The sequence below is a fragment of the Neorhizobium alkalisoli genome (assembly GCF_007829835.1).
Lineage (GTDB): Bacteria > Pseudomonadota > Alphaproteobacteria > Rhizobiales > Rhizobiaceae > Neorhizobium.
Genome location: NZ_VIWP01000021.1, coordinates 1 through 12,424, shown reverse-complemented (window position 1 = coordinate 12,424; position 12,424 = coordinate 1). Strand labels below are relative to the sequence as shown.

At 58.6% G+C, this 12,424-nt stretch carries 12 protein-coding genes and 3 pseudogenes; 6 read left to right on the top strand and 9 right to left on the bottom strand.

The window, feature by feature from the left end; genetic code table 11:
* Positions 1–76: 76 nt before the first annotated feature.
* Complete coding sequence (locus tag FHW37_RS32530) at positions 77–469, bottom strand: putative quinol monooxygenase (protein WP_145643711.1); 393 nt, start codon at positions 467–469, stop codon at positions 77–79.
* Between the two features lie 61 nt (positions 470–530).
* Complete coding sequence (locus FHW37_RS32525; protein WP_145643710.1) at positions 531–1,547, bottom strand: NADP-dependent oxidoreductase; 1,017 nt, start codon at positions 1,545–1,547, stop codon at positions 531–533.
* Positions 1,548–1,635: 88 nt separating this feature from the next.
* Here FHW37_RS32525 and FHW37_RS32520 point away from each other — a divergent pair, with 88 nt between their 5' ends.
* On the top strand, positions 1,636–2,538 hold the full coding sequence (locus FHW37_RS32520) for a LysR family transcriptional regulator (protein ID WP_145643709.1): 903 nt from the start codon (positions 1,636–1,638) through the stop codon (positions 2,536–2,538).
* Here FHW37_RS32520 and FHW37_RS34385 read toward each other — a convergent pair.
* Positions 2,534–2,768, bottom strand: a pseudogene (locus FHW37_RS34385) (damage-inducible mutagenesis protein); the annotation flags it as partial. The gene FHW37_RS32520 and the pseudogene FHW37_RS34385 sit on opposite strands and share 5 nt — an antisense overlap.
* 478 nt (positions 2,769–3,246) lie before the next feature.
* On the bottom strand, positions 3,247–4,140 hold the full coding sequence (locus FHW37_RS32505; RefSeq protein ID WP_145643708.1) for a LysR family transcriptional regulator: 894 nt from the start codon (positions 4,138–4,140) through the stop codon (positions 3,247–3,249).
* A 99-nt stretch (positions 4,141–4,239) separates the two neighbouring features.
* On the opposite strand from FHW37_RS32505, the gene FHW37_RS32500 reads away from it, so the two are divergent.
* Positions 4,240–5,109, top strand: coding sequence for an SDR family oxidoreductase (locus tag FHW37_RS32500; protein WP_145643707.1), 870 nt, complete (start codon positions 4,240–4,242; stop codon positions 5,107–5,109).
* Between the two features lie 168 nt (positions 5,110–5,277).
* Here FHW37_RS32500 and FHW37_RS32495 read toward each other — a convergent pair whose 3' ends face one another.
* A complete protein-coding gene (locus FHW37_RS32495) occupies positions 5,278–5,490 on the bottom strand; it encodes a hypothetical protein (RefSeq protein WP_186458517.1) in 213 nt (70 codons plus the stop codon).
* A gap of 343 nt (positions 5,491–5,833) precedes the next feature.
* Positions 5,834–6,505, bottom strand: a complete 672-nt coding sequence (locus FHW37_RS32490) for a glutathione S-transferase family protein (RefSeq protein ID WP_145643706.1) — start codon at positions 6,503–6,505, stop codon at positions 5,834–5,836.
* Between the two features lie 158 nt (positions 6,506–6,663).
* Here FHW37_RS32490 and FHW37_RS32485 point away from each other — a divergent pair.
* Positions 6,664–7,476 (top strand): annotated as a pseudogene (locus tag FHW37_RS32485) (LysR substrate-binding domain-containing protein); the annotation flags it as partial.
* Between the two features lie 55 nt (positions 7,477–7,531).
* Positions 7,532–7,879: pseudogene (locus tag FHW37_RS34375) on the top strand (ABC transporter ATP-binding protein); the annotation flags it as partial.
* Positions 7,880–7,969: 90 nt separating this feature from the next.
* Here the strand turns inward: FHW37_RS34375 and FHW37_RS32480 are convergent.
* Positions 7,970–8,347, bottom strand: a complete 378-nt coding sequence (locus tag FHW37_RS32480; RefSeq protein ID WP_145643704.1) for a hypothetical protein — start codon at positions 8,345–8,347, stop codon at positions 7,970–7,972.
* Between the two features lie 12 nt (positions 8,348–8,359).
* Positions 8,360–8,545 carry a hypothetical protein gene (locus FHW37_RS32475; RefSeq protein ID WP_145643703.1) on the bottom strand — a complete coding sequence of 62 codons (186 nt, stop codon included), beginning with the start codon at positions 8,543–8,545 and terminating at the stop codon, positions 8,360–8,362.
* Positions 8,546–9,229: 684 nt separating this feature from the next.
* Between FHW37_RS32475 and FHW37_RS32470 the strand changes: the two genes are divergently transcribed.
* A complete protein-coding gene (locus tag FHW37_RS32470; protein WP_145643702.1) occupies positions 9,230–9,511 on the top strand; it encodes a hypothetical protein in 282 nt (93 codons plus the stop codon).
* Positions 9,512–10,416: 905 nt separating this feature from the next.
* On the opposite strand, the gene FHW37_RS32465 is transcribed toward FHW37_RS32470, so the two are convergent.
* Positions 10,417–10,620 (bottom strand): hypothetical protein, encoded by a 204-nt coding sequence (locus tag FHW37_RS32465; RefSeq protein ID WP_145643701.1) that lies wholly within the window; start codon positions 10,618–10,620, stop codon positions 10,417–10,419.
* A gap of 133 nt (positions 10,621–10,753) precedes the next feature.
* On the opposite strand from FHW37_RS32465, the gene FHW37_RS32460 reads away from it, so the two are divergent.
* Positions 10,754–11,194 (top strand): hypothetical protein, encoded by a 441-nt coding sequence (locus tag FHW37_RS32460; protein ID WP_145643700.1) that lies wholly within the window; start codon positions 10,754–10,756, stop codon positions 11,192–11,194.
* Positions 11,195–12,424 lie beyond the last annotated feature (1,230 nt).

Genomic DNA, 12,424 nt, shown 5'->3' with positions numbered 1-12,424 from the left:
CCATCGGTGGCTTGCCGACGGGCGTCTCCCGAGCGCAGGGACGAGGACGGTGCGGTTGAATGGCTTGCCCGTCAGATCACGTTCCACGTCTTTGATCCCAAGGTCGTGGAAGACATTCTCGACCGCGGGGATGGCTTCCTTCGGTAACCAATGGGCGGAACAAAGTACGATATTCCATAAGATAGCGTTCGTTGGATGCGTCGTATTTCTTTAAATCGCCCTGCATCCGTCCGCTCCAGCGGTCGATGAACGCGACCGTGTCGGCTGCTGCTAGATGGGCATCAAGCGAAGCCTGATCAGCCCAGCGCTCAGAGATCAAAAATAGGCCCGCCTTCGCGTCGGCAAGGGCCGCATCGTAAGAGATACTTCCTTTTCGCAAGCGCGTCTCCGCGGCAAGCAAGTCGAAATCTGCCAGGAACTGCGGCAGATCATCGGGATCGACACGCATGGAGCCTGTTATTATGAGCATGGCACTTTCTCCGGCGAGGCGCCCGACATTCGGCATAGCGAATGTCGGGCGACGATGAGGTTCAGGAGACGATCAGGGCTATTTTTCCCTGAATTCCACCCTCGGAGGCGCGCCGATGGGCAGCCGCCGCCTCGGCCAGCGGATATGTGCTGTCAATCACGACGCGGACCTCTCCGCTGTCGAGGAGGCGGCCGGCTTGCGCCAATTGCGCACCGCTGGAACGTACCTGCGTCGATGACACGACGATCTTTCGCCGGGCCGCTTCGTCGTGTCCAGCAAACTCCAGTGGGTTGACCAGGAAGAAAGCGCCCCCATCCCGGACGACGTCGAGGAAACGTTCCATGTTCGGGCCGCCGACAGCGTCGATTACTAGATCCACATCCTTCGCCATCGTTTCTGCGGCAGCCTTGGTGTAGTCGATGAACTCGTCCGCCCCAAGGCTGCGCAGAAGTGTTTCGTGCCTTCCCGAGGCGACCGCAATCACCCGTGCGCCTTTCCATTTCGCAATCTGAACCGCCAGATGCCCGACGCCACCTCCAGCGCCATTAACCAGAACCGTCTTGCCGTCGAGCGCGACTGGCACGTGCGGAAAGGATTGGAAAGGGTTCGGCGCGCCGTGACCGAGATCGACCAGAAACTGCCAGGCGGTCAGGAGCGACATCGGCGCGCCCGCCGCCTGGACATGATCGATGCTTGCAGGCTTCAAGGCGAGATCCGAGGCCGGAACGCGAACATATTCCGCATACGCGTCGCTTCCCTTCATCACGTCTTCCGGGAACCGGACCATCGCGAAGACTTCGTCACCGACGCGGAACTCCGACACGTTGCGGCCGACCGACGCAACGACGCCCGAAACGTCTGTGCCCAGGATCAGGGGAAACGCCGGCGACGGCTGCCATTCCGGCGGAAGCGCTCGGTACCCGTCCCGGAGATAGAGGTCAGGTGGGTTCAGGCTCGCGGTATGAACCTGGACGATCACGTCGTTTTCCGATGCTTCCGGTCGAGGCGCATTCTCGAATCGCAGCACGTCCGGGCTTCCGAAGTCGTGCAAGCGAACGGCTTTCATCATATCAGTCATCAGATTCTCGCTTTGAATTGAGCACGAACCAACGATACCGCGGCATCATCGAGTTGATAATTATCGCTGCATTCGCTTTAATAATGCCATGACGGAACAAATCGGACTGGATCGGCTGACCGGACTCATTGCATTCGCGCGCGCCGGATCGCTCGGGAGCTACACGGCGGCGGCTCGCTCGTTGTCCATCTCACCGTCTGCGGTCAGCAAGAGCATCCAGCGCCTTGAACGCCAGCTCGGCATTTCCCTGTTCACCCGCACGACACGTTCGCTGACCCTGACCAGCGAAGGACAGGATTTGTATGAGCGCGCATTGCGGCTCCTCAGGGACGCCGAGGAAATCGAACAGGCTGCGAAAGCAGCTCGCTGCGAGCCGGCAGGCACGTTGAAGATCGCGGCGTCTCTGCCCATAGGCCTGCATGTCATCGCCCCCCGGCTGGCGGAGTTTCGCAAGCTCCATCCGAAGGTAACTATCGATCTTCGTCTGAGCGACCAGATGGTGGATCTCATCGAGGGCGGCTTCGATCTGGCTGTCCGAATAGGAGACCTCGCGGACTCGCGTCTGCTGTCACGACGCCTTTCGCCGCACCGACTGTGCTGCTACGCGTCACCAGGCTATCTGGCCAGGCGCGACGCACCGACACATCCGGATCAACTGGAGGATCACGAGACCGTCAGTATGCGCTACCAAAACTCCGGCCAGATATTCCGGTGGCCTTTCCGAATGAGGGACAGGGATGTCGAGGTCGTGCCTTCCTCCGGAATAGTGGTCGACTCAAGCGAAGCAGTCCTTGCGATGGTCGCCGCGGGCGCTGGAATCGGGATGTCGGCCAGCTTCATGGCCGACGCCTGGGTGGCGAGCGGAGCGCTCGTTCCGGTTCTGGTGCACTACGTCGTGGAGAGGCACAATATCACTGCAGTATGGCCAGAAAGCCGGCGGTCCAATCCATCGGTGCGAGCTTTCCTCGACACGTTGACCAGAACGCAGTGAATCCGGCTATCCCCGCTCCGAAAAGCGCCGACGCCGCCCCGTCGATCGTGCCCGATTCGCCGCCTGCGAATTCATGCAACGCGCCGTAGGCCAGTCCGCCTCCCGGAAGAACGTCGTTGATTCCGGCACCCGAACGGGAGGCAGGACTTGCGCTTCGCGCTGCCGCCCTCCAAGGCGAAGATGCGGTCGTGCAGTTCGGCGCTGCCTAGCGCTCGCGCAGCCGAAAGCATTCACGAACCCTTCCGAAATCGCGATGGACAGGACGACGTCATTTCGTTGGGAAACTTGATTGTTCTCTTTCTGTTCCGTATCGTTGACGACGTCAAGACGCCCTCTTGAACAGGAATCTATTCCTGAAAATTAGTGGTTCAGAAGATTAGTGAGATGAATCAAAACCATAGCAGACCCGGCTAAGTTGGAGACGCCGCCGGGCATACTGCGTGGAATCTTGGAGAAGCGTGTGCGAAGACGAGGACCAGCGCCGGACAACTTGTCCGGTCCGAAACTGAAGGATGTCCGGCTTCCAATCATCGAGGTCGAATGCCGGCGGTGCGACCGCCGAGATAGCCTCGAACGCAAGTCTCTCGTGAAGCAGTTCGGGGCAGGAGCGAGTTTCGCAACGCTCCGGCGGCGGTTCGCGATGGGATGCGAACGAATGTGCCATCCTGACGGCGATCTTTGCGGGACGCGCTTCCCGTGTCTCGAAAATCATTCGTAGATGTAGGCTGAAAGCTCGTCCGGCGTCCCATTCGGAAATGCGCTTTTCAGATGGTCGAGAAAGGCGGAGACGCGCGCGCTGAGCAAACGCCGCGATGGATAGAGCGCCCATAGGCCGATCTCGGATCCTTGGACATCTCCCCATCTTGCGAGCTTGCCTGAGGCGATGTCGCCGCCGACGAGGGAAATGGGAAGCCGCGCTGCTCCGACCCCCATCCTGACGGCGTCGCGGACGTTCAACAGTGATGAAAGACCAAGAACGGGCTCTATGTTGATAGAGGCAAGGCCTGCATCCGTCGTCAGCGTCCACGCATTCAACGGTCCTAGTGATCCACGTACGACGACGGGGACTACGGCACCCCCCGCCGGATATTTCATTTCGGCAGGCGCGACCACGACCAGGCGGTCTCGCAGAAAGACGCGGCCGATCAGGCCGTTGTCCGGATCGGGGTTGACCCGGATGACAAGGTCATACCCCTCCTCGACCATGTCGACGGTGCGGTCCTCGGTGGTGACCTCCAACCTCACCTGCGGAAATTTCAAGGCGAATCCGGCAGCGAGCTTCCCGATAGCAGTTTGCGAAAACAACAAAGGCGCACTGATCCGTAGTCGGCCCCTGGGCTTGTCGCCTCCGGCCGCGATAGCAGTCGTGGTCTCGTCGAGTTCCGTTAGAAGCGCTCCTGCCCGCTGGTGAAGTGCACGCCCCTCCTCCGTGAGCTTGAGCGTTCTGGCACCTCGTTCGATGAGTCGCATCCCGAGGCTCGCCTCAAGTTCCGCGACCCGACGAGAGAGCGTGGCCTTCGGGCGTCCGGTCTCGCGGGCAGCTTTGCCGAAGCCGCCATGCCGGGCCACAAGCACGAAATCGGCAAGTCCGAGCAGATCCATGGGTGTTCCATTTTTGAGACGAAGTGTCTAAATTTACCGTCTATTGGATCATTAATGGTCCGGCCATATTCGGGTTGTCAACAACAATGGAGAACTCCCATGACAATCCTCGTAATCGGCGCCACCGGCCGCGTTGGACGACACGTCGTCAGACAGTTGGTTTCCCGTCAAGCCAAGGTCCGGGTTCTGACCCGCGACGCTTCCAAGACGAATTTCCCGATCGATGTCGAAATCGTTCAAGGAGAAATTCTCGACCTCGTTTCCCTGCGCAGCGCCTTTAAAGGTGTCCGCACTCTGTTTCTGCTCAATGCGGTGACAGGCGATGAATTTACGCAGGCGATCATCACTCTTAACGTTGCCCGCGAAGCCGGCGTCGAACGCGTCGTCTACCTTTCGGTCTTCGACGCCGACCGGGCCGTCAACGTCCCACACTTCGCGGTGAAGTCGGGCGCAGAACGAATGCTCAAGGCGATGGAGTTCAGCGCCACGATCCTCCGCCCAAGCTACTTCATCGACAACGAAGTTATGATCAAGGACGTCGTCATTAATCATGGCGTCTACCCGATGCCGATCGGTGGCAAGGGTGTCGCGATGGTGGATGCCCGCGATATCGCCGAGATCGCGGCGATCGAACTGATCCGCCGCGACCAGGCGTCAGGCAAGCTTCCGGTCGAAACGATCAATGTCGTTGGGCCTGAAACTCTCACCGGAGAAGGTGTCGCCGAAATCTGGTCGGACGTTCTTGGCCGACCCATCGCCTATGGCGGTGACGACCCGAGCGGGTTCGAACAGACCATGGCGACCTTTATGCCGACATGGACAGCCTACGAAATGCGACTCATGGCCGAGCGGTATGTCACTGACGGCATGATACCAGAAGGCGGAGACGTAGAGCGTCTGGAAATCATCCTGGGCCGACCTCTGCATTCCTACCGTGAAACGGCCGAATTTCTCGCAAGTTCACGCTGACCGATCATGTCCCGTTCAGCATGGCTCAAAAGATCTTGACAGGATAACCTGTGCCGGACGACCCAGAAAGGGGCCGAAAAAGTCGCTTCCACAGACTGGCGCGCTTCGTCGAATATGACCCCGACTTGGCATCCGCCGCGATCCGTCGCGGTGGACGTCGGAGAGACCCTATGAGTTGGAGGGTGACCCATCTACGTGGGCCTGCAGGGTGCCCCGATCCAGGAGCACGTCAGTGGCTCCCGGTTCATGGTCCGGATGGGACGCCTCGAAAGGCACATGCTCGGGAAGAGAAAGTGCCTGATGCGCCGTCATCAGGCCAATCGCGACACGCTCTCCGTCTGTGCCGGTGACAGATACTTCGACGATGGGTGGTCTGCTCATGATTGTCTCCGCCTGCCTGGACGCGCGGAGCGGTCCTGCTGTTAGGGCGAGTTCGCGCCGGACGGGTTGGGTGCTCGCCTGGGATTTCGTTCCCCGCAGCGAGAAATCGGAAAAACCGCTGCGTCCACCATCTCCGCCGCGTCCGATTGACACGGCGCGATCTCTGATTAAAGAACCTGCATCAGAAGGATGTGTTCCATCGCTACTGGACATTCGCAATAGATGTCACCCGGGATTTAAGACTTCGCTCGGAGCTAACCTCGGGCGGTAGGGCGTGCGGCTGCAGCCGTCTTGTCGCGAAGGGCGCCGCCGCCCGCCTTGGCGGCGTCACTCTATTGGTAGTTTAAAGCTCCACGCCAACACCCTCCAGAAAGCGATCCATCCGGTTATCGACCTCGGCCTTCGTCTCCGCCCAGGCTGGGAACGACCGCAGAAGATTGTCGTGCCAGGCCATCAGGTTCGGGAATTCCCGAAATGGGAAATTCGCGCGATCGACCTGGGAGAACGGTCCCGCGATGTCTATGTCGGCAAAGGTCAGTGCGTTCCCAACCATGAACTGCCGGTCTTCCAGGTGCTGATCCAGCACCCGCGCGGCGTAACGGATCTTACGTTCGGCGTAGGCGATAACGGCCTCGTCCTTGGGCTGGCCCATCACAGTCTTGGCCACCCGCTCGTCGAAGATCGTCGTCGTGAAAGTGCGCCACTGCTCGCCCGACCAGAACATCCACTGAAGCACCTGGAAACGTTCCTCCGGGCTTGCCCCGGCCAACGACGAACCAACCTTGTCGGCGAGGTAGAGATTGATCGCTGCTGCCTCCCATAAGATCGTGCCACCGTCCTCCAGGACGGGCGTCAGGCCATGCGGGTTAAGCCGCGCCTTGAAATCTTCGGTCTGGCTTTCGCCTTTGAAGAGATCGACCTTCACCCGTTCAAGTTCGATGCCCATGATTTTCGCGGCGGTGGTCACCCGCCGCAGGCTGCCCGAACCCGCATCGCCGTGGATCTTGATTGTCATGCTTCGTTCCTTTCGTTGCTCAACAGATTGCTGAGATCAACGACAGATGCGGCATGCCTTATCGGAATTCCATTGAGCCATTTGGCATTCCATCTATTCTCAGATCGAATGGGAGCGGGCATATCGAACTCTGACGTCGGCTTTTCTCGGAGGATATCATGGACAAACTGGACGCGATGCGGATGTTCGTGCGCGTCATCGAAAGCGGCAGCTTCTCGCAGGCGGGCCGCGATTTCGGCGTGAGCCAGCCGACGGTCAGCAAACAGATCGCGGCGCTAGAAGCGCGGCTGGGGACGAACCTGCTTGCAAGAAGTTCGCGCGCGCTCGTCGTCACGCCGGCAGGGCAGGAATACTACGAAGCGGCCGTTCGAATCCTTCAGGACATCGATCTCGTCGAAGAGCAGCTCTCCGAAGGACATTCGGCGCCGTCCGGGTTAGTGCGTGTCAGCCTGTCCCCGGCCTTCGGCCGAATGTTTGTCATCCCTCGACTGCCGGCGTTCAGGGAGCGGTTTCCGGATGTCGCTATCGAGATGGAGGTTTCCGGTCGACACGTCGACCTTATCGGAGAAGGTATCGACGTCGCGATCCGGATCGGACATCTTTCGGATTCGACGCTCATCGCCCGGCGCATCGGCGACATGCAGATGATAACCCTCGCCACTGCACGCTATCTTGCCCGGTACGGCAGCCCGCAGACACTGGACGATCTGCACACTCACCAGCGCATCGGATATGTCTATCAGGGAGACGTCGTGGATTGGGGTTTCAATGTGCGCGGACGACAGGTCACTGTCGATGGCGGAGGAGCGTTCCGCACAAACGATGCCGAGCATGTCCGCGGCGCTGTTCTCGCCGATCTCGGGATCGCCCACCATGCAAGCTGGCTGTTCGCCGACGTTCTGGCCACGAGAGAAGTCGTTCGCATTCTGGACGCCTTCGTGCCCGCCCCCTTTCCCATCAATGCAATCACCGCCGCAGGACGTCGGATGCCTGCACGAGTGCGGCAGTTCGTCGACTTTCTTGCCGATGCTGGACGAGCCGACCAACCATCTCGATCTGCCGACCATCGAATGGCTGGAAGACGAGCTGCGCCGTACCAAGAGCGCGCTTGTCATCATCTCGCACGACCGTCGTTTCCTCGAAAAGGTCTCTAACGCCACCGTCTGGCTGGATCGCGGCACATCGCGCAGGCTGGATCGCGGTTTTGGCAGTTTCGAAGCCTGGCGCGATGAGGTTCTCGAAGCTGAAGAAATCGAGCAGCACAAGCTCGGCAAGGCGATCGAGCGCGAAGAACACTGGATGCGTTACGGCGTCACCGCACGCCGCAAGCGCAATATGCGCCGCGTCGGCGAGCGGTCTGCGCGCAGGAACCGGAGCTGAAGATCATCGGAACGTGAGGAGCCTGCGCTATTGCACACGCAAGTCACGGTGGGATGCCGCTGACGTCAGTCGCCTCGGAGCGCACTACCAGATCCGGCGGTCGAGCTGGGCAGCGATCATCGGCACGGCGGCGGCGCCGGGTGCGCCAAGACGAAGGCGCCGGACCAGCTTGCCGAGAACGAATGTCGTCGCCACCGTGGCCGCGATCCTCAGCCACGGGTGGATGTCCTCATGCGGCGCCTCAGGCACATTCTCAGTCTGCTGGCGGATATTTTGGAGCTTCGCCCGAAGATCTGCGACCTCCTTTCGAAGCCATGCGATCTCACGCTTCGCGTCGCCGAGGTCGATTACTTCAAAATCATCGTCGCTGGGATCTTCGGCCGGAGCTTCTTCATCGAGTTCAGCCATATATCGATCCAATTCGGCTCGGGTACCAAAGCCCTTCATGCGAATATCGGTCATCGGGGCCATACCTCAATTTGACTTTTTCTTGTGATCACCGAGGTCGCCTTCACCAAGCTTCACGTCATGCGTAGCATCATAACGGTGATCCGCCGAGCGCGACCGGCCTACGTCGACGGGTTCCTCGAAGCGACCGCTATCATGACGACGGACACAGCGCTTGTCGGTTCCGGTATCGATGAGTTCTCGCTTAAACATTTTGGTCTCCTCTCGGTGAGAATGAGGAACGCCTAACTCGGGGGAAAGATGCAACAGGGTGCGGCATCCAAAAAAACGTGTCCCAGGCGGATGCGCTGCCGCAGATTACCCGGTCGCTAAGGCTTCTTACTGGTCGACCCGGCATCATTTGTCGTTGGCACTGGACCACCGGTGCCGCTCTGGGAGTGCGGTGTTTTATCAGTGGGTGCCATGTTACCCTGCGCTGGCGCAGGTGCAGTACTGGCAGGCGGAGCAGACTGGAGAGTTGTTCGGGTTGCTGGATCACGGGCGGAGTTATCAGTGGACTCACCCCACCATTCGGCTCCCGCCCATGCCAACACGACAAGAACCAAGCCAGAGATCAGGACAATCAAGACCGGTTTACCGGTTCGTCCCTGCCTAGCTTCTGTTGCGCGTTCAACAACGACGGGATCATCCATCTTAGCCATATCAACCGCCTCCTCCCGCGGTAGCTGGCAAACAAACTGCGGTCATGATTGTTCCATACCGGGAAGGCAGCGCGATCTGCGCCCGCTCGAACAGACGTTGCCGCCCCATGCCCGAGGCTTTGTCGCGATCTATGAACAGCCTTCGGCTCTGTAGGCCACAACCGGATCACCATCCCAAGGAACCAGACAGGTGCCCACCCCGTTTCGATCCTGTCTTCTCACGCAAGGATGGAAAATGGCCCGCGATCTTTCACTCGATATCGACCGCCTAACCGAACAACTTTCGGAGTTCAAGTCGCTCTTCACAAAGCAGGCAGCCACATCAAAAGATGAGGCCTACAGCTTTTTCGCTCCGAGGGCGCGGCAGGCAGCCCGCCTCGTGAAGCATGACAGCTATGGCATTGCGAATGCCGCACGACGCAATCCTACCGCCGCCACGGGCGCGATAATCGGCGCATTGGCGATAGGCACACTGATCGGCTTCGCGCTGTCAGCGGCCAACAGGAAGGCTGATTAAAGACAAAGGCTGGAGCCAACCAGCCCGATATTTTCCGAAGTGCCGCGGGCTGGCAAAATAGCGGCCCCGCGGCGCATAGGCATTGTTTCTTCTATCGTTATATCTTGGGTGAACCGTCAGCGCCAAAGATTTCAGAAGACACAATAGTGCGACAGAATAATGTCTCTCGAGCGGCGTCGGAGTGTGATCGCTACTGCGCCATCGTTATTCGAGAGGGCCTTAGCTCACCCATTTTGCTATGGTGTGCAGGAGCCGCAGCTAGATTGTACCACGACCCGTATTGGTCGCTGTGTCGCACAAAAGAGCGCCCTCCCCAAAAAGCAGGGAGAGCGCATGTGTGGTCCGCCTGCCACCTTGTTAGGTGATTTTCGCTGATATCGATATGGCCAGATCTGACCCTAGTGCGCATCCGCCTTGGATGACGCGTATTGGAGCCGAAGCGCTTTAAGTCGCTCGCTCTTCTGGCGCCTTGCTTCCGCTTCTTTAGATGCGGTTTCAGCGGCATAGCGAGTTGTTTCCTCCATCGCTGCCCGCTTCTTCTCAGCTGTGTTTCTGCCTATACGAATATGGGTCAATTCCACCTCCATGCCTTGAAGGTGCAGGTAGGGTGCCGCTCGTGTTCAGCAACACTTTGTACGGTAGGGTACGAACTTGGATCCGTGACGAAGGCAAACGTGACAATCGCTAGGCCCTTCCTGACGCCTCGTCATCATTGACGCGCGTGACCCGACTATCGGGGTGCATCAATGCCACGGAGAACGACGTGGTCTCCACGTTATCGGAACATTCATCTGTTTCGATAATTTCGTTTATTGCGAATATCGCCAATGTCGTCTGTTTATTGATGACCAACTGAGAGTGATTCCTATGACCATCCCCGCAACCGCGCGAGAATTGGATGGCCGCTATTCATTCACGACCAACGACACCAGCCATTTGAAGAGTTGGGCAAAGTCGCTGCCCGTCCGCGCTAGATCTTCCATCGCCACTAACGCCTGCTGATAGGCGTAGATCGCAATCAAAGTGAGCATCAGGATGACGATCCACGGCCATAGCGGCTTAACCTTCCCGCTCGCCTTTTTGTTTTGACCCAATTCCCTGTCGTCCAAAGATCACCTCACCCACCGCGCCTCAGCGTCACAAATCGCCTGTTCGGCCTAGCGCCTGCCTCTTCGTTTCCGCTTCGGAAAAGGGGAACATCCTCAGCTCGCTAGGGTTACTCCAGAGGAATAGGAGAAACCAATGTCAAATGTTACACATGTCTCGCAGGACGACGATCAGGAACGCAATAACGCCACGAGCGACACGACCTTCGGGAGGTCGGTTGAAAGCCAGGCTCAGATCAAGGCGGCGAAATTGATCGCCAGCGCAACTGATCCCGGTGAGGTACTAAACGTCTATCGGCTCATGATTGCCGCTCCGATCGATGACCCGATCTGGCAGGGGCAACTGCCAATTCCCGAGGTTACAGTCGCGGCACGGACTGCAGGTGACGCACGGATTGTTGCAGCCGGGTTGGAACTGGATACCACAGATATCGCTCGAGCGCCGGCTGACGATGTGACCACAACAAATGCGAGCGTTTTCAGAAACGAACTAGCCTACACCGTGATCGAAATCGAACGGGGGCGCTCAGGCCTGAAGCGTGGAGCCTACAAGGCGGATCAACTAATGGCGCGGTAGTGCCATCCATTAGTCCTCCAGTACAACCTAATGTTGATGATCGTCACATAACCTGTTCATGTCGGCAGCTCGGGAGGCAGTGTGACAAATTGGGCTCGCCTGTTCGCTCCGGAGCGAGCCCCTTGTCGTCTGAGCTCATTCCGGCATGCTCTCTGCCACAGAACCACGATGAGGGACGTTGCGCGGGAGCGGGATTTCGGCCGTCAAAATTGATGATTGATCAGTCCTTTGACGCTTTTGGGTTTGCGGCATGCGAAGAAGGCGGTGTCGACTGAGGGTCACTCAGTGCTCTCGCCTGCGCAAGGAGGGATCCAAGCGGACCATTTTCCCACGAGTGGTCTGACGCAGCTTCGCGAAGATCGAGCAGCGCTTTATAGCGCTAGTAGAATCGTCAGAACCGATCTCGTCAAACAAATGCTCCTGGTGGCCGATCTGCTTGAGATAGAGCCTGACGCGAGTATAAAAGAGGAACTATTCCTGCTCATGCATCGCATTGCCGATATTGATGAGAGTGAGTGTGGATTACGTGGAGGGTTTGACAGCTATGGGGCGTCTCATGCTATCGAGCCCACGTTCAATGGTACTGCGGCCCCTGTGCGATATAGACTAGTGACCAATGGTCACCGTCGTACCTGCCTGCAGCTGCGATACGCATGCTTTCCAACAGCTCCAGCGTGTCAAGCAAGTTAATGCCGTGTCGCACGCGCAGGTCGGCAACGCCGACGATGTCCAGCCTGTCTTCCACGGACACTGTGTGGAAGCGAAATGTGATGTTGAATAGCTTTTTGATCATCCCCTGCAATTTAGATCGAAGCCGCGCCGAGACAACCTCTCGGTTCGGCCTCGGCAAGATGAGCCGGTTGAGATCGCTCTCCTCGGTGCCACTGGATGGCGCAACGTTGACGAATGCCTGCCACCGTCTTTCGACTGCCGACCTCAATCCCGAATGGATATAAATCTCTCAACCTCAGATGAACGCGCCGGCGCGCCGCAGGTCTTATCCTCGCGCACCGCCTGTTTTCCAATGGTCTTCCTTTTCCAAGGGAGATATGGCAGCCGAGACTTCCATCATCTGGCGCGGTCAGTCATTCTCCGACCGTCGCATCAGCAATGTCGTCGCTAACCTCTTGAACGTGTGACCTGAGCCCCTGAACTTCCTCCAGATTTTGGTAGAGTCCGTCGTATCAATGCACTGAGACCGAACCTTGGACCGCCGGAAGCTGGAGTTTT